General features: G+C 54.8%; 20 protein-coding genes, 2 tRNA genes and 2 pseudogenes. 9 read left to right on the top strand and 15 right to left on the bottom strand.

Going from position 1 to position 24,350, the window contains the following annotated elements; genetic code table 11:
- Positions 1-50 precede the first annotated feature (50 nt).
- A complete protein-coding gene (locus C8C89_RS25975) occupies positions 51-485 on the bottom strand; it encodes a hypothetical protein (protein ID WP_133993969.1) in 435 nt (144 codons plus the stop codon).
- Between the two features lie 130 nt (positions 486-615).
- Between C8C89_RS25975 and C8C89_RS25980 the strand changes: the two genes are divergently transcribed.
- Complete coding sequence (locus tag C8C89_RS25980; RefSeq protein WP_133993971.1) at positions 616-1,806, top strand: DUF1566 domain-containing protein; 1,191 nt, start codon at positions 616-618, stop codon at positions 1,804-1,806.
- Between the two features lie 40 nt (positions 1,807-1,846).
- On the top strand, positions 1,847-2,365 hold the full coding sequence (locus tag C8C89_RS25985; RefSeq protein WP_133993973.1) for a hypothetical protein: 519 nt from the start codon (positions 1,847-1,849) through the stop codon (positions 2,363-2,365).
- Between the two features lie 3 nt (positions 2,366-2,368).
- On the opposite strand, the gene C8C89_RS25990 is transcribed toward C8C89_RS25985, so the two are convergent.
- Positions 2,369-3,085: an SDR family oxidoreductase gene (locus C8C89_RS25990; protein ID WP_101484107.1), complete on the bottom strand. Its 717-nt coding sequence runs from the start codon at positions 3,083-3,085 to the stop codon at positions 2,369-2,371.
- Positions 3,086-3,236: 151 nt separating this feature from the next.
- Between C8C89_RS25990 and C8C89_RS25995 the strand changes: the two genes are divergently transcribed.
- Complete coding sequence (locus C8C89_RS25995) at positions 3,237-4,541, top strand: MFS transporter (RefSeq protein WP_101484106.1); 1,305 nt, start codon at positions 3,237-3,239, stop codon at positions 4,539-4,541.
- Between the two features lie 53 nt (positions 4,542-4,594).
- On the opposite strand, the gene C8C89_RS26000 is transcribed toward C8C89_RS25995, so the two are convergent.
- Positions 4,595-5,020, bottom strand: coding sequence for an SMI1/KNR4 family protein (locus C8C89_RS26000; RefSeq protein WP_166674918.1), 426 nt, complete (start codon positions 5,018-5,020; stop codon positions 4,595-4,597).
- A 376-nt stretch (positions 5,021-5,396) separates the two neighbouring features.
- Between C8C89_RS26000 and C8C89_RS26005 the strand changes: the two genes are divergently transcribed.
- On the top strand, positions 5,397-6,977 hold the full coding sequence (locus C8C89_RS26005) for an isocitrate lyase (RefSeq protein ID WP_101484104.1): 1,581 nt from the start codon (positions 5,397-5,399) through the stop codon (positions 6,975-6,977).
- A 185-nt stretch (positions 6,978-7,162) separates the two neighbouring features.
- Here C8C89_RS26005 and C8C89_RS26010 read toward each other — a convergent pair whose 3' ends face one another.
- Both C8C89_RS26010 and C8C89_RS26015 read right to left on the bottom strand, forming a co-directional pair.
- Positions 7,163-7,597 carry an STY0301 family protein gene (locus C8C89_RS26010; RefSeq protein WP_133993977.1) on the bottom strand — a complete coding sequence of 145 codons (435 nt, stop codon included), beginning with the start codon at positions 7,595-7,597 and terminating at the stop codon, positions 7,163-7,165.
- A gap of 10 nt (positions 7,598-7,607) precedes the next feature.
- A pseudogene (locus C8C89_RS26015) lies at positions 7,608-7,925 on the bottom strand (BPSL0067 family protein); the annotation flags it as partial.
- A 669-nt stretch (positions 7,926-8,594) separates the two neighbouring features.
- Here C8C89_RS26015 and C8C89_RS26025 point away from each other — a divergent pair.
- Complete coding sequence (locus C8C89_RS26025; RefSeq protein ID WP_133993981.1) at positions 8,595-10,148, top strand: SIR2 family protein; 1,554 nt, start codon at positions 8,595-8,597, stop codon at positions 10,146-10,148.
- A gap of 507 nt (positions 10,149-10,655) precedes the next feature.
- On the opposite strand, the gene C8C89_RS26030 is transcribed toward C8C89_RS26025, so the two are convergent.
- The 4 genes from C8C89_RS26030 to acs form a co-directional block, all read right to left on the bottom strand.
- Positions 10,656-11,381 carry a hypothetical protein gene (locus C8C89_RS26030; protein ID WP_133993982.1) on the bottom strand — a complete coding sequence of 242 codons (726 nt, stop codon included), beginning with the start codon at positions 11,379-11,381 and terminating at the stop codon, positions 10,656-10,658.
- Complete coding sequence (locus tag C8C89_RS26035) at positions 11,381-14,809, bottom strand: hypothetical protein (protein ID WP_133993984.1); 3,429 nt, start codon at positions 14,807-14,809, stop codon at positions 11,381-11,383. Before C8C89_RS26035 ends, C8C89_RS26030 begins: the two co-directional genes overlap by 1 nt.
- Positions 14,810-15,261: 452 nt before the next feature.
- A tRNA-Ser gene (locus C8C89_RS26040) sits at positions 15,262-15,352 on the bottom strand.
- Positions 15,353-15,543: 191 nt separating this feature from the next.
- Positions 15,544-17,550 carry an acetate--CoA ligase gene (gene acs, locus C8C89_RS26045; protein ID WP_101484094.1) on the bottom strand — a complete coding sequence of 669 codons (2,007 nt, stop codon included), beginning with the start codon at positions 17,548-17,550 and terminating at the stop codon, positions 15,544-15,546.
- A 293-nt stretch (positions 17,551-17,843) separates the two neighbouring features.
- Between acs and C8C89_RS26050 the strand changes: the two genes are divergently transcribed.
- The 4 genes from C8C89_RS26050 (at position 17,844) to C8C89_RS26065 (ending at position 21,224) form a co-directional block, all read left to right on the top strand.
- On the top strand, positions 17,844-18,464 hold the full coding sequence (locus C8C89_RS26050) for a TIGR00645 family protein (protein WP_096234101.1): 621 nt from the start codon (positions 17,844-17,846) through the stop codon (positions 18,462-18,464).
- Between the two features lie 99 nt (positions 18,465-18,563).
- Entirely contained in the window at positions 18,564-20,105 is a 1,542-nt protein-coding gene (locus tag C8C89_RS26055; RefSeq protein ID WP_133993986.1) for a fumarate hydratase, read from the top strand.
- A 64-nt stretch (positions 20,106-20,169) separates the two neighbouring features.
- Complete coding sequence (gene murI / locus C8C89_RS26060) at positions 20,170-21,015, top strand: glutamate racemase (RefSeq protein WP_133993989.1); 846 nt, start codon at positions 20,170-20,172, stop codon at positions 21,013-21,015.
- Positions 21,016-21,148: 133 nt separating this feature from the next.
- Positions 21,149-21,224, top strand: a tRNA-His gene (locus C8C89_RS26065).
- Between the two features lie 24 nt (positions 21,225-21,248).
- Here the strand turns inward: C8C89_RS26065 and C8C89_RS27565 are convergent.
- The 6 genes and pseudogenes from C8C89_RS27565 to C8C89_RS26085 all read right to left on the bottom strand — a co-directional run bounded on the left by C8C89_RS27565 (position 21,249) and on the right by C8C89_RS26085 (position 24,293).
- Entirely contained in the window at positions 21,249-21,581 is a 333-nt protein-coding gene (locus C8C89_RS27565) for a DUF4113 domain-containing protein (protein WP_347876612.1), read from the bottom strand.
- Positions 21,555-21,800 (bottom strand): annotated as a pseudogene (locus C8C89_RS27570) (DNA polymerase V subunit UmuC); the annotation flags it as partial. The gene C8C89_RS27565 and the pseudogene C8C89_RS27570, both read right to left, overlap by 27 nt.
- A gap of 24 nt (positions 21,801-21,824) precedes the next feature.
- Positions 21,825-22,202: a hypothetical protein gene (locus tag C8C89_RS27465; RefSeq protein ID WP_133993993.1), complete on the bottom strand. Its 378-nt coding sequence runs from the start codon at positions 22,200-22,202 to the stop codon at positions 21,825-21,827.
- A 1-nt stretch (position 22,203) separates the two neighbouring features.
- A complete protein-coding gene (locus tag C8C89_RS27125; RefSeq protein ID WP_166674919.1) occupies positions 22,204-22,380 on the bottom strand; it encodes a S24 family peptidase in 177 nt (58 codons plus the stop codon).
- Positions 22,381-22,822: 442 nt separating this feature from the next.
- Entirely contained in the window at positions 22,823-23,881 is a 1,059-nt protein-coding gene (locus tag C8C89_RS26080) for an acyltransferase (RefSeq protein WP_133993995.1), read from the bottom strand.
- A 199-nt stretch (positions 23,882-24,080) separates the two neighbouring features.
- Positions 24,081-24,293 carry a hypothetical protein gene (locus tag C8C89_RS26085; protein ID WP_133993997.1) on the bottom strand — a complete coding sequence of 71 codons (213 nt, stop codon included), beginning with the start codon at positions 24,291-24,293 and terminating at the stop codon, positions 24,081-24,083.
- Positions 24,294-24,350 lie beyond the last annotated feature (57 nt).

Below are 24,350 nucleotides of genomic sequence, written 5' to 3' on the forward strand. Positions count from 1 at the left end.
CCCTAATGTAAACAAACTTTCAGTGTCAAGCGTCAGCGCTTGTTGATCGCTTATTCATCATCATCGTCATCGGCCAGCGCCAATTGCAGCCTGGCCCGGAACACCGCCCCCGCCATCTCGCCCAAGCCCGGCCACACCTGCGTCAGCCAGCGCCTGCCTTCCTCGCTCGGTTCCACATACGGCGCGATGCGCGTAGCGCAGTCCAGGCCGATTGCGATGACTTGCCCCGCATCTTCCAGGCCGCCCGCGATCATGGCATCGATGGGCAAGGCGATCAGCTCGGCGGTCAGATGCGGACGCAGCAGGCAGGCGGGCGCGATGATAGCGAACGACGCTTCCGCATAACTCCAGCAGTTGGTGGGCCAGTGGGCATTTTTCACGTTTTCCAGGAAGACAGCATCACTGACCGCTTCAGGATGGGCTTGCGCCTGCGCATAAAAGGCGGCAAGGGCGACAAGTTGTGGCGGGGAAGTCCATGTGGGCATCGGTCAACAATCCAGGCAAGGCCGCGCCGGGGTGGCGGCAACGGCGGACTCTAGCATGTTCAATCGTCGCGCTGAAACACCAATGAGCCGGGCATAATCACGTCCGCCGCCACTCTCGCCAGCCACAGCCATGCCAACCGCCTTTGAACTCTGGAAAACCGAACTTTTAATTGTGGGCAACATCGTTCAGGATGACGACAGCGCCACGCCGCCCGATGAAGCCCAGCGGCGCTTCCAGCGCTACTGCGCCATGCTCGATGCGCTGACGGGCACGGAAGGCGCGCAATACGCGCTGGCCATTGTTCAGTCCGTGCAAGCCGAGCACGATTACGGCGCCTACCAGACGGCCAACCGCGCCGCCTGGCGCTTCGGTGAAACGGCGTATTGCACGGCCCTGCTGCAGGAACTGCCGCGTTTGATCGCCACCCTGCCCGACTGGGCCGGTGACTTTCTCGTCGGCATCGCCAACGGCGAGGGCACGCCCAAGTCCTCGACCATCACCTGCTTCAACACTCTGCTGGCCGCCGCGCCGACGGCGCATCGGGCGCTGATCGCGGCGTTTATTGCACAGGAAGAAGACGACGGCTGGCTCGATCATTGCCCCGGCGTGCTGGGCGCCATCGCCGGCGAGCGCTACGCGGGCATCATGCCTGGCCACAATGGCGCGCCCAGTTACCAGTTGTTCCTGCTACCCGGCGAAGCCGACGCCCTGCCCTGGCAGGCAGCTCTAGCCTGGGCAACGGCGCGCGGCGCCTGCCTGCCGACGCGCAGCGAACTGGCCTTGCTGCACGCCAACCTGGGCCACGCCTTCCCGGATGCCTGGTACTGGTCGCCGGAAGAGGACGCCATCCTGCCCCGCATGGCGTGGAACCACGATTTCGACAGCGGCACCCAGTACAACTTTCGCAAAACCTACTCGGGCCGTGCCTGCGCCGTGCGCCGGGTCGCGCTGCCGCCATCGGCCGCCGCGCCCGTTCCCCTGCAACAGGGCGAACGCTATGCCGGCCTGATTCTCGGCAGGGATGGCGCGCCCGATTACCACCTGGTGCTGCAGCCGGACAAGTGCGAGCTGGAGAGCCATACCTGGCAAGCCGCATCAAACTGGGCCGCCAGCCTGGGCCACAGCTTGCCGGATCGGCGCGAGCAGACCTTGCTGTATGCGACATTGAAAGAAGAGTTCCGGCCCAACTGGCACTGGTCCAGCGAGCTGGGCGACATCGAGGACGAAGTGTGGTGCAAGGATTTTGACACGGGCGTCAGCTATCAGAACGCCCGCGAGTTTGACGGCTACGCGCGCTGCGTGCGCCGAGTGCTTGTATAGTGGGCGTTTGCTCGCGCGAGCTGCCCAATCAAGGAAACCCATGCTGTTATCACTCGACGATCCCATCTGGCCTACCCTGGAAGGCGGCTACCGCATGCCCTACGACGTGGCAGAGGCGCTCAAGGCCATGCAGGCGGGCGAAGACGTATGGCATGAACTGTGGGAAGAGCTGCACCACCAGGGCGACGTGGGCGTGGCTTCATATGCGGCCGTACCCCAGCTCGTCCACCTGCTGGGCGGCGCTGACGCGCGCGAGGAAGATTTTTATGCGCTCATCGCCCTGATCGAGCTGGAGCGCCACCGCAAGCACAATCCGCCGCTGCCGGCGTGGCTGGCCGGCAGCTACCAGGCAGCCTGGGCGCAACTGCCCGCCATCGCCGCGCGCGACCTGCAGAGCCAGTTCGATCCCGTCATGCTGGAATCCGTGTTCGCCGTGCTGGCCCTGGCCAAGGGCAACTTGCGCCTGGGCGCCCTGCTGCTGCAGATGGATTCCTCCGAAGCGGATGAGTGGCTGGAAGAGCGTCTCGGCTGGTCGGAGGTCTACGGCGCGGACGCGTAACAGTCAGAAACGCTCGTCGCGCAGCGCCGGCAGCACCAGTTCGCGCACGAACGAGGCATGCGATAGGCTCAGCAGCATACGCACGACGGCGACGACGTCATGCACGGGGATCAGCTCGCCCTCGCCCCGCGCCGCCGCATCCGCCAGCGGGACCGACAAGTCGTCGTAGGTATTCAGATAGCCCAGCTGCAGCGCCGTCACGGCCAGCCCCTGCGCGCGGAAACCTTCACGCAAGGCATCGGCGATGCCGTTCAGGGCAAATTTCGAGGCGCTGAACGTCACTTCCGGGCGACCGCTCTGGCGCAGGCCGGAAGTGGAGCCCGTGAGTATCAGCTGCGGCTTGCTGCTGGCCAGCAAGCGGGGCACCAAGCGCTTGAGCAGCAAAATGGTCGCCGTGATGTTGGTATTGACCATGTCGACGATGGCGTCGTCTGCATCACCGAGGAAAGCGTAGTCATCGCTGAAGGCCTTTTCTTCCCATACGCCCAGATTGTAGATCACCGCGTCCAGCGCGGCCGGCGCATCACGCGCGATGCGTTCGACAGCCTCGGCAGGTGCGGCCAGGTCCGCCGCAATCCATTGCAGCTGTGTACCCTGGCCGGCAGGCAAGTCGGCGGGTTGCTGGCGCGATACGCCGATGACGGCATGCCCGTCAGCGAGCAAACCGTCCACCAGCGCGCGTCCCAGGCCCCGGCTGGCGCCCACGATCATGATGTGCATACTGTGTCCTTTCCAATGAAGTCAACGCTGATGATAGCGGCGTTGTATTAAGCACAGCTGAGGCGACTGCCCATCCCCACGCGTTTACTCGCACGGCGGAAATGCGTATGCTAGGTCTGGCAATCTCCGATAACACACAAGAACGAGACACATGCCTACTTCCAACACCGCCGCAATCAACGCCGCAAGCCGTCCCCTCACCAAACAAGACTATAAGACCCTGTCGCTGGCCGCCTTGGGCGGCGCGCTGGAATTCTACGATTTCATCATCTTCGTCTTCTTCGCCAACGCCATCGGCCAGCTGTTCTTCCCACCGGAAATGCCGGAATGGCTGCGTCTGCTGCAAACCTTCGGCATCTTCGCCGCCGGCTACGTGGTGCGTCCGCTGGGCGGCATCGTCATGGCCCACTTCGGCGACTTGCTGGGCCGCAAGCGCATGTTCACCCTCTCCATCCTGATGATGGCCGTGCCGACCCTGCTGATCGGCCTGCTGCCCACCTATGCCACCATCGGCCTGGCCGCCCCGCTGCTCTTGCTCTTGATGCGCGTCTTCCAGGGCGCGGCCGTGGGCGGCGAAGTGCCGGGTGCCTGGGTGTTTGTCTCCGAACACGTGCCCAGCCGTTTCACGGGCTTTGCCTGCGGCGTGCTGACGGCCGGCCTGACGGTGGGCATCCTGCTCGGTTCGCTCGTGGCGACGGGTTTGAATACCGTCTACACACCGCAAGAAATCACCGAAGGCGCCTGGCGCTATCCGTTCTTGCTGGGTGGCATCTTTGGCTTCGGCGCGATGTATTTGCGCCGCTGGCTGCATGAAACCCCCGTCTTTGCGGAAATGCAGCAGCGCAAGGCACTGTCCACGGAAATGCCGCTGAAATCCGTGCTGCGCAGCCACCGCGGCGCCGTCGCCGTGTCGATGTTGCTGACCTGGATGCTGTCGGCCGGCATCGTCGTCGTCATTTTGATGACGCCGGCCCTGCTGCAAAAGATCCACCACATCGCCCCGCGCACCACCCTGGTGGCCAATACCGTGGCGACCCTGTGCCTGGCCTTCGGCTGCATCATCGCCGGCATGCTGGCCGACCGCCTGGGCGGCAAGCGCGTGATCTTCGTCGGCTCCGTGCTGCTGGCCATTTCCACGTATATCTTCTACACCACCGTCGGCAGCCGCCCCGACCTGCTGCTGCCCCTGTACGCGATGACGGGCCTGTTCGTCGGCGTCGTCGGCGCCGTGCCCTATGTGCTGGTGCAAGCGTTCCCGGCCCAGGTGCGCTTCTCGGGACTGTCGTTTTCCTACAACTTGTCGTACGCGATATTCGGCGGCCTGACGCCCGTGGTCGTGACCCTGATGCTGAAAAACAACGTGCTGGGCCCCGCTTACTACGTGATCGGCGTGTGCGTGGTGGGCATGCTGACGGCGCTGTTCATCAAGGATCAGCGGCAGACTGTAGGACGCTAGATACACGCAGCGCACGGGCTTGCCTCGTGCGCTGCGGTAACTGCCCCGGTAAGCTATCTAGAAAATAGCAACAGGAAGTCTTCAAAGGAGTTTGCAATCTTTCGCCAGTAGTCATCGTCCCACAAGATGACAGAGGGAGCGCTGCGGGCACCCCTGTAGTCGAAACAGAATGGACTGCCGTCACCGGCCATGCCGAAACAGATGATTTCTGTAAAATCAATAATGTCCGGCATGGCTCCCGGCTCAGCACTGACACTTCCAGGCTCCCCATAGCAGCCATCACCTACGAAACACACGCCAAGCTTCGCTGTCTGGGCACTCAATTCGACGACATCCATATAGATGTGAGCCAATTCCGTCTGCAAGACGTTACCGAAAGAATCGAGCTCTTCCTTCAGTCTCAAATTACAGAATCCTTCCGCCTCCCGATACCTTGCTGCAAAAGCAACATACTCGACGGGTAAATCCATACCGTTCATCTGCATTGCTGACTTTACCTTTCACAATCGGAACATGATATTAAAACAAAATTGCTTCTGCGCCACCTTCGGGTGGTTTTTTTTGCCCCGATTTGTCGCGCTGCACCAAATTCTGAAAAGGCGTTTCACATCGCGAAATTTCAAACAGCAGGCTCAACAATAAATGCTCTCACTTTTTGAAAATTCATTTCACATCCTGAAAAATTATAATTAAGCCGTTGAAAAACAACGATTAAATTTAAGTTATATGTCTTATATAAGACTTGAACATCGGCGCGAATCGGCCTACTATTTAGTCATGCAGTTTGCTTCGACAAGACGTTGTGGCGCACTCGGCGATTTTCTCAAACATAGCTTTTCTTTTTAGGAGATTCACATGTCCCAATATCAAGACGACATCAAAGCTGTTGCTGGTTTGAAAGAGCAACAAGGCAGCGCCTGGAACGCCATCAATCCCGAGTCCGCCGCCCGCATGCGCGCCCAGAACAAGTTCAAGACCGGCCTGGACATTGCCCGCTACACGGCCAAGATCATGCGCAACGACATGGCTGCCTACGATGCGGACCCATCCAAGTACACCCAGTCGCTCGGCTGCTGGCACGGTTTCATCGGTCAACAGAAGATGATCTCGATCAAGAAGCACTTCAACAGCACCGATCGCCGCTACCTCTACCTGTCCGGCTGGATGGTCGCCGCCCTGCGCTCCGAGTTCGGCCCGCTGCCAGACCAGTCGATGCATGAAAAAACCGCCGTCACCAGCCTGATCCGCGAGCTGTACACCTTCCTGCGCCAGGCCGATGCCCGCGAACTGGGCGGCCTGTTCCGCCAGCTGGACGCGGCCCAAGGTGCTGAGAAGCAAGCGATCCAGGCCAAGATCGACGGCCACGTGACCCACGTCGTGCCCATCATCGCCGACATCGACGCCGGTTTCGGCAATGCCGAAGCGACCTATTTGCTGGCAAAACAGTTCATCGAAGCGGGCGCCTGCTGCATCCAGATCGAAAACCAGGTGTCCGACGAGAAACAATGCGGCCACCAGGATGGTAAAGTCACGGTGCCACATGAAGACTTCCTGGCCAAGATCCGCGCCATCCGCTACGCTTTCCTGGAACTGGGCGTGGACGACGGCATCATCGTCGCCCGCACCGATTCGCTGGGCGCCGGCCTGACCAAGCAGATCGCCGTCACCAATGAACCAGGCGACCTGGGCGACCAATACAACGCCTTCCTCGACTGCGAAGAAGTGTCGGCCGATGCGCTGGGCAATGGCGACGTTATCATCAAGCGCGAAGGCAAGCTGCTGCGTCCAAAACGCCTGCCGAGCAACCTGTTCCAGTTCCGCGCCGGTTCCGGCGAAGAGCGTTGCGTGCTCGACTGCATCACCTCGCTGCAAAACGGCGCCGACCTGCTGTGGATCGAAACGGAAAAACCACATATCGCGCAAATCGGCGGCATGGTCAGCGAAATCCGCAAGGTCATCCCGAACGCCAAGCTGGTGTACAACAACAGCCCATCGTTCAACTGGACCCTGAACTTCCGCCAGCAGGTGTATGACATCATGAAGGCCGACGGCAAGGACGTATCCGCCTACGAACGCACCCAGCTGATGAGCGTGGAATACGACCAGACGGAATTGGCGATCACGGCCGACGAGAAAATCCGCACCTTCCAGGCCGACTCGGCCCGCGAAGCCGGTATCTTCCATCACCTGATCACCCTGCCGACCTACCACACGGCCGCCTTGTCGACCGACAACCTGGCCAAGGAATACTTCGGCGACCAGGGCATGCTGGGCTACGTGGCCGGCGTGCAGCGCAAGGAAATCCGCCAGGGCATCGCCTGCGTGAAACATCAAAACATGTCCGGCTCGGACATCGGCGACGATCACAAGGATTACTTCAGCGGCGAAGCAGCACTGAAGGCAGCTGGCAAAGACAACACCATGAACCAGTTCTGAGTTTTTGGTTTGGCTGTAGAGTGAAAAAAAACCCGCTTCGGCGGGTTTTTTTGCGTCTGCTTTGCGGGCAGGCGACAATTTCGTAGGTCGGCTTAGCGGAACGCGTAAGCCGACATGCACAGCCGCAGGCGCATCGGGCTTTGCGGCCTGCGATCCCGCCAGCAATAGCGCTGATACCAACTCACTTACCGGCAATCGATATCGATCTCGTTCTGCCCGGCCTTGCTGCCTTTTCTGTAGGTAAATTCGCACAGGCTGACACTGTCGTCCATTCGCCTCGACAGCGTTACTTCACCATGCACACCATAGCTGCATTGCACCCACTTGCCATCTGGATAGCGGCCTTCCAGACGGTAGCTGAGCGTCGTTTGCCCTTTCTTTTTGCGCTCCCCGCTGGGCACCAGTTGCCCCCTGCGCTCCGGTGCGCCATCGATCGGCGCTGCAGCACTCAGGTAGAGCGGACTGCCGATATACGGCGTCCAGCCAGCCGGTACGGCATTCAGGCTGATCGATGCCGCAGGCACGCTCTCCGGGCAAGCATATGAGGCAGTCATGGCTGCCTGCGCGAGCACCGGGAAAAGGCAGCAGGCGACGCCGGTCAACAAACGTTTAGGTTGCATGGATACTCCCCTATTCGATGACGAAAAAAGCATCGGCATTGTTGCTGGGATCGATATGCAAGCCATTCTTGTACTGGCCTTTGGAACGCAAGGTACGCGAAGTCACGATGCCCAGGCGCTTGCCCGACCACTGATCCATGACAATGATCCCGTCCAGAGTCTGTCCCATATACAGGGCCGCGTGATTGCCTTGCTGATGATTCGCATACTTGCCGTTGATAAACGTGGCAATGGCCGTGCCTTTGCGCAGCAAGCGATTTCCCAGCACTGCCTCCCCCTGCTTCCAGGCCAACGTGGCCGGCGCGCCCGCGTAGTGGCGGACCAGCGCGACGCATTGATGGGGCGGGAGTTCTGTGTAACGAGGTGCCCTTAAAGCTGAGAGCGTGTACGAATGCCGGACATGCCCTTGGCATCCGTGCGTCGCAGGACTGGCCCGCCAAGATGGCTTTGGACACGAGAATCAGGACCAAGGCGATGTTTTTTCATGATGACTTTCTTTGTTGAACTAAAATGGAAAAGAAATGTCATGATTAGAGCGTGGTAATTTAGTATACATTGCTCGTCAGTAACGGCGTGGAAAAGCTGAGGAAGTCATTGGGCGAACGGGTGCACCAACTACGCCGCGACGCAGCGGTCTCGAAAGAGGACTGCGGATGCGTGCGCGTTCGCTCGCAGTTACATAAGCCGGATTGAGTGCGGAACGTCGAACCTGTCTTTAGATGACATTGAGGTACTAGCGGTGGCATTTGGGATCTCAGTTAAAGACTTATTTACAGGACTGTAGAAACGACATGCTATGCAAGCCCCCCCTCTAACCGGAGTCAACACGACTTGTGGTCAAGTAATTAAAATTAGGCGAGATGCAGTCATCCAAGTAACTATTTAAACTGTGAAAATAACGCTTAAGAAAATTGCTACTTACTCATCAAAATGCGGACTTGTAGCAATCAATCGCAAAATTATTATAATCACCTGATAAAAAAATTGAGGATTCAATATGAATATTGAACAGAGGCTAACTGAAACATTTAAGAGAAAGGGTGCTGGCCCTTTCTTGTTTGTTGGCTCGGGTTTTTCGCGACGCTACTTAGCACTGGAAGACTGGAAAGGCTTGCTGTCAAGATTTTGTGTAATGGGGAAACCATTCGAATTTTACTTGTCATCATCTGACGGCTCTTACCCTATGGCAGCAAAAATCATTGCCCAAGATTTCAATACATACTGGTGGAGTGCTTCAGAATACGCAGAAAGCGTGGCAGCAAATTCAGGGAAAATAGTCGATTCCACCTCGGCATTGCGCATTGAAATTTGTCGATACCTTTCTACTTTGGGAGCAAAAAATTCCAAAGACTCGCCTTATCAAAATGAGATTGCTTTGCTTTCCGGATTAAATGTTGATGGAATAATAACGACAAATTGGGATCCATTCTTGGAGCAACTTTTCCCTGATTATAAGAAGTATATTGGTCAAAACGAATTGCTATTTTCAAACCCCCAAGAAGTTGGTGAGATATATAAGATCCATGGTTGCTCAACCAAACCAGGATCTTTGATTTTGACCTCAGAAGACTATTTTGATTTCAATAATAAAAATCCTTATCTGGCAGCCAAGTTAATTACAATATTTGTCGAACATCCTATTGTTTTTCTCGGCTACTCAATATCGGATGAAAATATAGCCAGTTTGCTTAGATCCATTTCAATGTGTATCGGGAAAGACAACATTGAGAAACTTCGGCAAAACCTGATATTTGTTCAGCGTCTTTCTGAATCTGAACAACCCAGTGTATCAGACACATACTTAACTATTGATGGAATCCAAATTCCTCTCATTTTGGTAAAAACCAACGACTATTCGGAAATCTATCGCGCACTTGCCGCAACCAAGCGAAAAATACCGGCCAGAATTCTTCGTTACTGCAAAGAGCAAATGTTTGAGCTTGTGAATTCATCAAATCCTGAGACAAAACTTGCCGTGATCGATATTGATTCGGTTCAGGATAAAGATAATTTAGAATTTGTAGTCGGCGTTGGCGTTAAAGCATTAGCAGGTGGCGAGATTGGTGCTGTAGGGTATGACACTATTGAAGTGCCAGATCTAATCCATGATTTACTGTATGATGATAAAAATTATGATCCAGATGGAATCGTTAATTCTGTGGTAAAAAGGGTTGGACGATATACTTCATACGTCCCTGTTTTTAAGTATCTACATGCAATGAAAATTCACACTCGTGAGCAATATGATGTTAGTGGGTATGAACTTGAGAAATGGGTTGATCTTGACTTGGCCAAGTTAAGATTGAAGACTTATGCCGGTATTGCTCGTGGAAAGCGGCATCAAAGTATTCAAGAGATTATAGCTAGTTGCACACCAGAGAATGCGGCGGCTGTTATTCCATTCTTACCAGAAGAAAAAATTGATATCGAGGAACTTAAGGAGTTTTTGATTTTGCATGAGGATAAAGTTGATCCCGACATATCAAACTATGCTAGTCATTTCAAGAAATTAGCTGTTATTTATGATCGTCTAAAATGGGGATGGCTATAAGATTATCTGAATTACAGCGGCGCGAGGTCAGGTCCGCCATTTGGACACAGATTAAGGCTTTGGGTGCCGTAGAAGCCTTTAGGTCTTTTTCGGCGTGAATTCATAGCCAACTAGGGATTCGAACGGTCGGACCTAGCGGCCCTATCCTCTTCGAATCGACCAACTGCTGCCCGCGCTGCGCGGGTCCGGGCGCGGGCCGTTTCGCACGCCGAGGGCGTGCGTTCGTGATTTTAATCAAGCTCTCAACTGAGTAAAACTCTACCGTTGCCGATGCTTCAGTCCGTGTCCGAATGGCAGACCTGCCCCCATACCCTTCGAGGGGCTCATCCGAAGGAGCGGCCTTCGAATCTCCCCGCGAAGTGCCCGAAGGGATACTGACTCCCCCTAGGCAAGCGTTTTCTTCCATTGCATTTATCCAGTCGCCAATCACGGATCTAAATCTACTTTCCATTTTAAATTTGAATAACGGCTCACTGATATAAATCGCGAAATTAATAAATTATCCTACTAATCTGATCCAAAAATTGTCTTTAGTTCCTGAGTGATTGCTCGTGTGATCGCTTGCATAGCTACCTCACGATCACAGAATAACGCTGCAAGCTTTCTCCAGTTCTCGATACGAGTCAGGCGATATGCTACAACGTCAAAATCCACAAGTCCGATAGAAGTCGCTGCTTCGGCAACAGCTGCGTCGAAAGCATGAGCAGGCCAATCCCCATCAATTGCCAAGAGTAGATTTTCGAGAAAAATGGCACGATCATCTTCGCTCGCCACAGCATCTTTCCAGGTCACTCCCAAAAGTCGAAATACTTCCAACACTCGACCGGCGAGCGAAGTACAACACGCCTCCCAAGACAGAGGTAATCCACCATTACTTACAAACCATGCCTCAGCTAACGCAATTTGCCGCTGGTTACTTACAGACTTCTTTGCAAGATTGTGACTCCGGAGGGTTCGAAGGGCTTGCACCACGTCCTTCGTTTCGACTAGAAGCCGATGACCTGCCCCGTCATTCGCCCGAATTAAATTTGCCAACTGCTTTAAAGGTATGGGAAAAACTTCAACGAAAGCCACGTAACACCAAGCTACCAATTTCTGAAAATATAACTCATCTTTAATACCTTCCGGCAAGGGAACAGTTATTATTTCAATCACATTACGTCCACCTAAATCCTTACTCATAAAAATGGATAAATTCTCTAGTTCTCTACGAACATCTTCAAAATCAGCCATTAATGCCCCCGTAAATAGAAAGCATCGGCAATGGGGCCACGGTAATTGAAACTAATTGCAAAATTTCGAGCCGTCCGACCAAGTGCAATGTCCGAGTCAAAATCGCTTTCTTGAAGATCTACAACTCGATTAAGACCATCAACCCGAACAGACCAACGTCCTGGGCCAATAGACTTCACAACGAGACCTGAGAAAATAATAGGTTTCCCTGCAACATCAGTAATAATATTTCGATTGGCAACGCGGCGAGCTTCTAAGTATTCCGTATCGCGTCCAAGAGCACGCCAAGATTTAATCGCAGACTCTTCATCCCCTGTCAACCATTGCAACACTGCATCAATGTATCGATACTGGGGCGAAAATTTCTCGGCATCACAAACCTTAAGCTCCGCTACAAGTGATCGCAGTTTTTCACGGGCGGCGGAATCGAATGGCAACGGCTGCCTAAAGCCCCTAAAAATCCAACGCCCCGTAGCCTTGATCCACTCCATTGAAATTAGAAGTTGAAGACACCGAGAGTCCTGAATAATCTTAGGAAGATTTTGAGTCATATAATCAGAAGTCTTCGATGCAGCGACAACATCGGCCTCCGATGCTATCTCACCAAACTCAGGTCTTGTAGGTGCAATCATTCTGGCACGAAGATAATATCCTACCGCAGAACCGGCTGCCTCAAGCGCCGCAAATGCTGTATCACTTAATTCGGTATCTTTTAACGCTTCGGCTGCCGCAATACGTTGCTTATTGAACAATATTGCCTGATCAGGTGCAAGCGTAGTCGGGTCAACAATATCAAGGGTTGCACGTATATCTGCTTGCAGCTCAGCACGCTGAAGCTCACCAATCTGAGAAGATTCTCTTAGCACTCGAATCGGGACCCAAAGAGAAATATCTAATGGTTGATATCCAAATGCGCGGCCTGTTGCTAGCCGCGCGGCATCTCGTGCAGCTACATAACTGGACCATACCAAATCCGAATTCTCCCCTCTTTGCGCACTGTCCGTCGCAAGAAAACCATATGTTGCTGCGCGCTCAGTTAAAAGATATTCTCGAGTCCGTTTTGCAGCATATAGTCGCATTTCACCAGAGAGATCGATTGCTGCAAGTGCCGCATTTACAGCCATAGTCGCCTCTGCCAAGACACCCACCTTTTCCTCTGGGCTAATTTCGTGGGATCTAATATAGGAGCGTCGAAGCGTAGATTCTTGCAGCATTAGTCTAGCATTGAGCACACCGTGCTTCTGCCGCAGCATTGTCAAACATCTCGCAATTTCTAGATAAGAATCGCGATACCTGTCCCGTGCTGGCCCGTCTGGCCCGAGCGCATACACAATATCGGTTGCGAAATGAGCCTCTTCACTGTTGTCCGTCCCGGCACGGTATGCGTTAGCGATAAGTTCGATGATTCGTTGTGCTTCCGCACTAGGTGTCGCCAACCGGCGATTACATACTAGCTCTGCTTCAATTTGCAATCGTGAACACAAGAGTAATTCACTTTGGTCCTTACCGCCCCGTTGCCATCGGAAGAGATCCTCGCCGTCAAACAAATCACGCAAGGTTTCAACATCAACTGAAGCAGTATCTTTTCCTCCCGAAAATATGGTCCGAAGTAAAAGGTTGATTGGTACGGCTTTATGGAGACGAGAAACCGCCATCACGTAATCAATAACTTTTGCCGCAGGAGAGTCCAGTTCCAGATTATGCTCAGTTATGTCTGAGGCAAAAAAACGGTCATACGACTCCCCATATCCCGCAGCTACTAACGCTACAGCTAATGCTCCTACTCCCGATTTCGGCCGTGGTTTGACTTCCTTTAAACGAAGAGCGGTCTCTACATATCGCGCTTCCCGACTCAATCCATCCGCCATACCCCCTCGGCTTTCGGGCAAACTCCAGTAGAACTTTGCTAAGGCATGGTCGGTTTTAGAGTCAAACTTACTTTGCCCCCTTTGATACCGATTTGATAGTTCTGTCAACTTATCTTGCTCAGAAGTGCTCAAAGAAGCAGGAGCTGCTACAAACCGGCCGTTATCATTGCCCAAGCTATAACAGGTGCCAACTACAACAACTTTATGGCCACCGCTACGCAATGCGGAAAGCAATTCGTCGTATCGTTGTACCGGCCCGTTTGCATCTACAAGCAAAAGCGTGACGCTTGCGTGCCGCCCGACCTCTTCCAAGAACGGAGAAACCTCCGCAGGTTGCGGAATTCGGTTTCCAGTGGCAATCAAAACCGCAGCCCTTGCTTTTACACGGCCAAAAATCGCAAGCCTGCCAATAGCAATAGTTTTACCAACCCCAGATTGACCATGCAAAATTACGGCACCGGATTGCTCATGATGCCGTGCGAGTGCCCTCTCAACTTTCGATTCTAAATCATCTTCGAAATCCCTACGAAATACGTAGCCGCGTCGAATTCCTTCGACAAGCGCCCGAGCCCCTATTCCCGCTCCATGAAAACTCTGAAATGCTGCAGCATCCAAAGGTGAACTAAAGGGCGGCAAAAAACCTGTCCAAGAATTATCGACTATTGATGCCGTAGCTTCAGTAATCAATCGCAGCCGCGGAGGAACTACAAAAGTCGTGTCCCCCTGGAGACTAATTATTTCTGGCTCATCCCATTTTTCAGGTTGAGATATCTCCCCCATAGCACGAAGAATGGCATATGCCTCACTCAGCGAACGTTTTTCACGTACTACAATGCCACTGTCCTTCAAACTCTGAAACGAATCATTTTCGTCTTCGGTGAGAAGGGGATCAGCTCCGAACCAAACCACCCCCCCTTTTGGCGCATGCGATATTGCGGCAAGCAAATCTTCAGAACGAAGCCAGTCGCCGTTTGGCCCAAATCCATCAATTACTATTAAGCCCAGCGCCGTCGCGCTTTCTCTAACCGCAAGTAACATTGATGACGAGTGTTGCAAGCGGCGTTGGGAAAGGGCTTGACGACTCATTGGTGGATCAAGCTCTTGAGTCCCTGCACCTGCACGCCCGAATAAATAAAACAGCGGAGGACGCCGTAGACTCCTCAGTTCTGATGGCATTGGAGAACCAAGCAGGACGGGTTCTGGCTCACGGCCATTTGTGCTGAACAAATTCGGCAGTCCCGGATCAATCGACGAAGTAAAGATTGCGCTAGCAGGTATGTCGGCTAAAGTTGTAAGCGACTCTGAAGGAACCCGTCTCGCAAAACGTTCGGCAAGCCATTGGTAGAAGTTAGGATCGAGCGATTCGCGCCCTATCAGACTTGTCCACCCCAATTTTTTTTGCCCTGTTTTTTCCAAGGCCAACTTCAACACTGGGTCGACATTCAGGTCCGACCACCCTGCCTCTTGTCCAAGTATGACTACGATAGGAACAGCGTTATTCAGTGCAGCAGCCAAACCGACTAAGCCGGCGGTCATTTCGTTAGTTTCGGTATCGCCCACTTGATTTCATCCTCGACGCATTAATTAGTAAATGTAATTAGTTTTGTACCCATATGCGTTTACGATCCTACGTCACAAGATCATGTTAATCAAGAAGCATCTGCACGCAAGACTTCACTTCTTTTACGCGCCGGAGCAAGGGTTATTTCCCGAGTGCCGGGGTTAAGTCTGCAATTCAGACGCGCGTGGCCGGAGTCAGGTCCACCATTCGGACACGGACTGATGCATTGGGCGCCGTAGAAGCTCGCTCAGTCGAAACCTAATTAGAACCACGAACGCGCGCCGCAGGCGCGGGGCTGCCGCGCAGCGGCAGCAGTCAGTGGATTCGGAGAGGGCCGGGCCGGTAGGCCCGACCCTTCGAATCCCCCGCGCACGCCCCGCAGGGGGCGTGCTTCTCTCCGCCTACAGACGAAAAAAAAGCTACCCGAGGGTAGCTTTTTCTTTTTCGTCTTTGGCGGAGAGAGGGGGATTCGAACCCCCGATAGAGTATTACCCTATACACGCTTTCCAGGCGTGCGCCTTCAGCCGCTCAGCCATCTCTCCTGAAGGCAATGCGCGCGTCTTGCTTGCTCACATTGTGTACTGCATATCGCTTGTCGCGAAGCCGCAGATTATAGCAAAGATTCTACGGACTGCCAAAGTTATTTACCCTGGGGTAAAAGTTTGGCCAGGCCCGCCGGAAGGATGCGCCCCCAGTGGTGCGCACGGTCCTTCCGGAGGGACTGGCCTGTCTGTTAAGACGTTTCCTTCAGCTGATCCAGAATCGCCGGGTTTTCCAGGGTCGAGACGTCTTGCGTGATCGTCTCGCCCTTGGCCAGCACGCGCAGCAGGCGGCGCATGATTTTTCCGGAGCGGGTTTTTGGCAGGTTGTCGCCGAAACGGATTTCCTTCGGTTTGGCGATCGGGCCGATTTCCTTGCCGACCCAGTTGCGCAGCTCCAGGGCCAGCTTCTTGGCTTCTTCGCCTGTCGGACGCGCTTGCTTCAGCACCACGAAGGCGCAGATCGATTCGCCTGTCGTGTCGTCCGGACGGCCCACCACGGCCGCTTCGGCCACCAGCGGGTTGGCTACCAGGGCCGATTCGATTTCCATCGTGCCCATGCGGTGGCCCGACACGTTCAAGACGTCATCGATGCGGCCCGTGATGGTGAAGTAGCCCGTTTCCTTGTTGCGGATGGCGCCGTCGCCTGCCAGGTACATCTTGCCGCCCAGTTCTTCCGGGAAGTAGCTGGACTTGAAACGCTCGGGGTTGTTCCAGATCGTGCGAATCATCGATGGCCATGGGCGCTTCACCACCAAGATGCCGCCCTGGCCGTTCGGCACGTCCTGGCCCGCTTCATCGACGATGGCGGCCATGATGCCCGGCAATGGCAGGGTGCAGGAACCGGGGACCATCGGCGTGGCGCCTGGCAGCGGGGTGATCATGTGGCCACCCGTTTCCGTTTGCCAGAAGGTATCGACAATCGGGCATTTCTCGCCGCCGATGTGCTTGTAGTACCACATCCACGCTTCCGGATTGATCGGCTCGCCAACCGTGCCAAGCAGGCGCAGGCTGGTCAGGTCGTAGTTGCTTGGATGGACTTTCGGGTCCACGTCGGCCGCCTTGATCAGCGACCGGATGGCCGTAGGCGCCGTGTAGAAAATGCTGACGTTGTGCTTCTTGATGGTTTCCCAGAAACGGCCCGCGTTCGGGTAGGTCGGGATCCCTTCGAACACCACTTGCGTGGCGCCCACGGCCATCGGGCCATACGCGATGTAGCTGTGGCCCGTCACCCAGCCGATGTCGGCCGTGCACCAGAACACGTCGTTGGGCTTGATGTCGAAACTCCACTTCATCGTCAGCGCGGCCCACAGCAGGTAGCCGCCGCTCGAATGCTGCACGCCCTTCGGCGTGCCCGTCGAACCGGAGGTGTACAAGATAAACAGTGGATGCTCGGCATCGACCCATTCCGGCTCGCATTGCGCACTCTGGCCTTCGACCAGGTCGTGCAGCCAGGTGTCGCGGCCAGCTACCATCGGCAAGTCGCTGCCCGTGCGTTTGTAGACGATGACGTTTTTCACGCAATCGCAGCCGCCCAGCGCCAGCGCTTCGTCGACGATGGATTTCAGTGGCAGCTTCTTGCCGCCGCGCAATTGCTCGTCGCCCGTGATGACGGCCACGGCGCCCGCGTCGATGATGCGTTCCTGCAAGGACTTTGCCGAGAAGCCGCCGAACACGACGGAGTGGGTGGCGCCGATGCGCGCGCACGCTTGCATTGCGGCAACGCCTTCGACGGACATCGACATATAGATGATGACGCGGTCACCCTTGGCGATACCTTTGGCTTTCAGGCCGTTGGCGAACTTGCAGACTTTTTCGTGCAGCTCTTTGTATGTTGCCTTGGTGACGGTGCCGTCATCCGCTTCGAAGATGATGGCCGTCTTGTCGCCAAGGCCATTTTCGATGTTGCGGTCCAGGCAGTTATAGGACACGTTCAGCAGGCCGTCTTCGAACCACTTGTAGAACGGGGCGTTGTCTTCGTTCAGGGTGCGGGTGAACGGCTTTTTCCAGCTCAGGTTTTCGCGCGCTAGCTTGGCCCAGAAGCCTTCGTAGTCGCGCTCGGCATCGGCCACCATGGCGCGGTAAGCGTCCATGCCAGAAATCGTTGCCTGTGCGGCAAATGCTGCCGACGGTTCAAATACGCGCGACTCTTCCGGTCCCTGCTGCTCTGTGCCCTGCCCTTGGTTCTCTATAGCGGCCATGCTAGTCTCCAGTGTAGTAATTGTTTGTTAACACAATATTCCTGCTGTCTTACTGACGCCTTACATGCGGCGTTTTCCTCGATCCATTCTAACCATAATCGCCACTGGCGACGGGCGTCAAGAGTGCGCCATCCAGCCTTCAGGATGAAAAACCGACAACACCGCAACTACCTGATGCCACTTTGTGTTTCATCAAGGCCAAGAATCCAAATCGAGGGTATGCGCAGTGATCAGCAGCGAGTGTAAAATGTCGGGCATACCAAAAATTGGTATTTACCCCCAGGAAACTCCAGATGATCGACCATTCACAAAAACCCAAACATAGCAAACTGCATCCCCTGTCCGCCTTCATCTTCATGTCGCGCTGGCTGCAGCTGCCGCTGTACCTGGGCCTGATCCTCGCACAATGCGTGTACGTATTTCACTTCTGGGTGGAACTGTCGGACCTGATCGGCGCCGTGTTCGGCAATGATGCGGCCCTGCAGCACGTCATCAGCGCCGTCACCGTGGCCGGCGTGCCGCCACCGGTCAAGCTCAATGAAGCGACCATCATGCTGGTGGTGCTGGGCTTGATCGACGTGGTCATGATCTCGAACCTGTTGATCATGGTCATCATCGGCGGCTACGAAACGTTTGTCTCGCGCATGCACCTGGACGACCATCCGGACCAGCCTGAATGGCTGTCGCATGTAAATGCATCCGTGCTGAAGACGAAACTGGCGATGGCCATCATCGGCATTTCGTCCATCCACCTGCTGAAGACCTTCATCAACGCCACCGCGTATGCCAAGGAACCGAATGTGGTCATCGCGCAAACGGCGATCCATATGGTCTTCATCCTGTCGGCGATGGCGATTGCCTACACGGACCGCATCATGACCGTGACGCAGAACCAGGCCCGGGCGCCCCATTAGAAAGAAGCCCATGGCCGCCAGCGGTGGCCATGGGCTTTGTTATTTCCGATGCCGTAATTAGTAAAGAATCTTACCCTTCTTATCCACCGCGAGAACACCATGACTGTCATAAAGCAAGAAGACCTGATCGAATCCGTCGCCGCAGCGTTGCAGTACATTAGCTACTACCACCCTGCTGATTACATCGAGCATCTGGCGCGCGCCTATGCGGCCGAGCAAAGCCCGGCGGCAAAAGATGCGATCGCGCAAATCCTGACCAACTCGCGCATGTGCGCGGAGGGCAAGCGTCCGATTTGCCAGGACACGGGCATCGTCAACGTCTTCCTGAAAATCGGCATGGGCGTGCGCTTCGAAGGTTTCAGCGGCACGGTCACCGACGCCGTCAACGAAGGCGTGCGCCGCGCGTACAACTTCGACGACAACAAGCTGCGTGCCTCCATCGTGGCCGACCCGCATTTCGACCGCAAGAACACCAAGGACAACACGCCAGCCGTGGTGCACATGGAACTGGTCGAAGGAAATACCGTCGACGTGAAAGTCGCTGCCAAGGGCGGCGGCTCGGAAAACAAATCCAAGATGATCATGATGAACCCGTCCGATTCGCTGGTGGACTGGGTCATGAAGACCGTGCCAACAATGGGCGCCGGCTGGTGCCCGCCTGGCATGCTGGGCATCGGCATCGGCGGCACGGCTGAAAAAGCCATGCTGATGGCAAAAGAGGTGTTGATGGAAGACATCGACATGTTTGAGCTGAAACAACGCGGCCCGCAGAACAAGCTGGAAGAACTGCGTATCGAGCTGTGCGACAAGATCAACTCGCTGGGCATTGGCGCGCAGGGCCTGGGCGGCCTGACGACCGTGCTCGACGTGAAAATCATGATGCACCCGACGCACGCCGCGTCGAAGCCTGTCGCCATGATCCCGAACTGCGCCGCCACGCGCCACGGCCACTTCGTGCTCGACGGCTCCGGCCCTGCCTACATGACGCCGCCATCGCTGTCGTCGTGGCCGGAAGTGCACTGGACGCCGGACACGGAAAAATCCAAGCGCGTCGACCTGAATACCCTGACCAAGGAAGAAGTCGCTTCGTGGACGCCGGGTCAGACCTTGCTGTTGAACGGCAAGATGCTGACGGGCCGCGACGCCGCGCACAAGCGCATCCAGGACATGCTGGCCAAGGGCGAAGAATTGCCGGTCGACTTCAAAAACCGCGTCATTTACTACGTCGGTCCCGTCGATCCGGTGCGCGACGAAGCCGTCGGCCCGGCCGGTCCGACGACCGCCACGCGCATGGACAAGTTCACCGACATGATGCTGGAAAAAACGGGCCTGATCGCCATGATCGGCAAGGCAGAGCGTGGCCCCGTCGCCATCGAATCGATCCAGAAGCACCAGTCGGCCTACCTGATGGCCGTGGGCGGCGCCGCCTACCTGGTGTCGAAAGCCATCAAGCACGCCAAGGTGCTGGGCTTTGCCGACATGGGCATGGAAGCGATCTACGAATTCGACGTCGTCGACATGCCAGTGACGGTGGCCGTGGATGCGAAAGGCACTTCGGTGCACAACACGGGCCCGAAAGAATGGCAGGCGAAGATCGAGCAACTCAGTAGCGTCAGCAAGATTCCCGTGACGGTCGCTTAAACAGGCACTACCCGACGCCGCGCGGCAACATAGCGCGGCGTTTTTTTATCTAATTCGGCTTTATATGACTTCTATTGCAAGCACTGCCCGCCCAGACGCGCCCATCGGCATTTTTGACTCCGGCGTGGGCGGCCTGTCGGTGCTGCGCCATATCCGCGCGCAGTTGCCGCAGGAAGATTTAATGTACTTTGCCGATTCCGCGTATGCGCCATACGGCGACAAGACGGAACAGCAAGTAGTCGACCGTTCGCTGGCGATCACCGCCTTCCTGTTACAGCAAGGCGCGAAAGCATTGGTGGTGGCGTGCAACACGGCCACCATCGCCGCCATCAAGGCGCTGCGCGCGCGCTACCCGGACCTGCCCATCGTCGGCGTCGAACCGGGCTTGAAACCGGCGGCCAGCATCAGCCGCAATGGCAAGATCGCCGTCCTGGCCACGGAACGCGCCTTGCGCGGCGACAAGCTGCTGGCCCTGCGCGAACAGGTCAGCGCCGCCACGGGTGCCACGTTCATCCTGCAGCCCTGCATCGGCCTGGCCGACCGCATCGAACAGTGCGAGCTGGGCAATGATCCGACGGACGCTACGAGCGCCATGCTGGAACGCTACATCGCGCCCATGCTGGAGCTGGGCGTCGACACCCTGGTGCTGGGCTGCACCCACTACCCTTTCGTGCAGGACGCCATAGTACGCACGGTGCGCGCGCATACGCAGGAACAGATCACCCTGGTCGACACGGGCGACGCCGTGGCGCGCCAGCTGGCCCGCCTGCTGGACGCGGCAAGTCTACGCCGCATCGACAACGACGCACCGCGACTGCAAGGCTACACGACGGCCAAGGTCGAGTCCTTGGCGAAAGCCTTCGCCGGTTTGCTGGACTTGCAGCCGCCCGTCGCACACCTGTCCGTGTGAGCGAAAACGAGCGTTTTCATGCAATCTTTCGATTCTTTAAAAAAGACTGCATTTAGATTTGCCACTTTGCCGAGTTCTTTGTATAATTCGGCACCTGTTCAGCAAAACAGCTAAACAGGCAAGTAAGACAGTGGTGGCTGTAGCTCAGTTGGTAGAGTCCAGGATTGTGATTCCTGTTGTCGTGGGTTCGAGCCCCATCAGCCACCCCACAGAATTAGTGGTAAATTAAAGGGTTACATGCTTCGGCATGTAACCCTTTTTTCATTTCCCAACAGTTTTTTATACTTTCCAACAAATACCCTTCTCCTCCGGGACATCGAACCCGATATATTGACTGGAAAATTACTCATGTAGAGAGGCTTGCCGGTGTATCGAGGCGTCCGATTTTCTGACAACATTGCCCAACGCCTGGCCAAGCCTGCAGATCCAAGGTGCACGGTATCGCGTCCGAACCGCTCATTTAACGCATCGAGGGCAGCCATCGCCCGCACTGATCGAGCCCTGTCCTGGCCAGCATCAAACAAGACGCCCTGGCGCTGGGTATCCGGCTGCAGATCCATCAGCATAATCCCGGCCTTCTTGTACTTGAAGCCCTCGCGGAAAATCATGGCCAGGCCGTGCAATGCGGCACCGGCCAAGACGCGGCTATCAGCACTGGGTTCTACCAGCGGGATGGTGATGCCATTGCTATATTGCTTATCCTGCTCAAGAAACCGGTTCGTTTGCACGAAAACATGAACAGCGCCGCACAGGGAGTGCTCGCCGCGCAGTTTCTCGCCGGCGCGAGCGACATATGTGCTGCCCCATAGCTATCGGCGAAGCCCACAGCCCCCCCCCAGGCCACTCAGGCTGAGAAACGATTCATCTATCGAGTAGACCTCGACATTGGGGCTGTAGGTCCGAAGGATGGTCATGATGCGATTGCTCATATCCGCGTACAAGGTATAGTTCGATGACAAGCCCACTATTCCATGCTGGCGCGCCAGGTCGCGCATCTGGAACCAGGGCGCGCCCATCGGAACGCCCAGGGCCTTCACCTCGTTCGGCCTGGCCACGGAGCAGCCATCGTTATTGGACAGCACCACGACCGGGCGGTCGCGCAAGCGAGGGTTGAAAACGCGCTCGCAGCTGATGTACATATTGTTGACGTCGACAAGCGCGAAAATCTGCTTGGCCGGGCAACCCATGTCACACCCGGAGCTTTCGCACGACGCCGGTCACCACACCCCATATTTGCAGCTCGCTACCTTCGGCCAGGCAGATCGACTTGTACGCCGGATTTTCCGGGCGCAGCTCCACCCTGCCCCGTTGACAATAAGGGCGCTTCAGGGTGTAGTCGAAGATTCCTGAGGTCGAATCGTTCAAGTGGCACATGGTTGCACTGAGCTGAGCCGCGGGGCGGAGGGCGCTGAAATGGCATGATCGGGAGTTTCATGTCCATAACGATCTACACTTAATTACTGTGGCAAATGTCGTCCATCAAGGCCAAAAGAACTACGACTTGGGCGATGAGAGTCAGAAAAAACTGATCGGCGCGGGTTGGGCGGGAGCTGTACAGGATAGTTCGCCGGACCTACTCGTCCCTCAATGCTTGCCCTCACTACGTTGACCGGTAACGGACTAATCGCCATTGGCATAAATGACATAGCAAAAAAAATGCCTGAGACCGTAAGGTGGCAGGCTTTTCTTTAGGCGCGACAAGGCATCAAACGTCTCGGCTGCAGGTTAGCCGCTGCCCTGCGTCACGCCGTAGCGCTAGGCTTAAGTTATGCACGCTAGATGGATCGTAAGGAGTGCAGTGGCTCACTTACATACCTATGTTTGCGGTCGGTGGTAACCTATTGAGGTGATCCCTCATTTTTCTCCCGATACGAATTGCTGGCTTTTCCACCAAGAAATATGACAACGATGACATTATTAAAACAAGAAAAATATATAATAAAAAGTAATATGGATAAAATCCACTACTTAGATCAATCATGCTGCTTGTAAATTCAAGAACAAACGGATGCAGTAAATACATAGAATAACTCACAGCACCAAGATAAACCAACACCTTGTTTTCTATCTTTAACTTTGTTGTTAGCAATACAAAAAATAGCACTCCAAGGAAAAAACTTCCAATATAATTAAAAGCACTTTCACCATGTCCATTATCAAGGTCATAAACGGAAAAAGATACTATTGGGAAAGTAATAAGAAATACCAATATCCATAGTATTGAATATATTTTTGCCATCCTTCCCTTGTTTACAATGAAGTCGCGCCAAACAGAACCAAACAACATCATAGATAGAGAAACCACAATACCAACAGGCATGTTTAAATTATACCTATTTCGCATCCAGGCAGTTATTACGCTTAAAAACAAAAATGATATTGATAAGTAAAATTTGAATTTTAAATTCGAAAGGACACCACCAATAGACAAAGCCACACACAACCCATAAAAAATCAACTCTATAAACAGAGTCCAATACGTACCAAACGCATCAGAATAGCCGAAAAGTTTTTGCACCATTGTTAAATTTGCCACAACCATCCCCAACGGAAATGGTGATTTCAAAAAGTAAATCGCCGATACCGCTGCTAACAATACAGAAAGCCAGTATGCTGGATACAAACGAAAAAACCTCGAAATAAGGAAACTTCTGGAGTTTCCTTTGCTATGTTCAAAACTGTAAGGTATTACAAATCCGCTAAGAATAAAGAAAACTACCACGCCAAACTGCCCTGGAGTGAAAAACTCAAACAACCAGAATTTATGAACGGGAGTTCGCTCGTTGTAGTGGGAGAAAACAACCATCAGAGCAGCAATACCTCGTATCGCGTCTAGGTAAAACAACCTCGGCTTATCGTTTAGCACATCTTACCCAACGTAGTTATGATTAGATCATTTTAAGCTTTCCCTCCGTGCTTGTCAGTTAACAAGGAAACCCATGCGAGCCCGCTTCAGCGCCAGGAGAATCCCCCCCCATCTTCGCTGGCATTAGCTGGTGAAATTCGTAGGCCGGCAGCTTTGGCGCGGCCGTTAAACAGGGAGTAAAGATGGAAATTTCGATGATCTATTGCCCCGTGTTACTGCCCCACACAAACGCCTGGCAAGCGCGCCCTGTCGCGGCCACCTCTTCCGTCTGCAGGATCAGGGCTTGAATATCTCGCGCCACCGCGTCAGGAAGTAGCCCGCCGGCGGGATCGGCTGCAGCGCCTACTTCGGCGCCACCGGCGCCGAAGTAGGCGGCAAGTCCAGCACTTGCACAGAAGGCGGGCTTGCGCATTCGCTCAACAGCAAGGCGAGCGCGCACATCGTTGATTTCTTCATCGTAGGCTTTCGT

Source organism: Janthinobacterium sp. 75 (assembly GCF_004365495.1).
GTDB lineage: Bacteria > Pseudomonadota > Gammaproteobacteria > Burkholderiales > Burkholderiaceae_D > Janthinobacterium.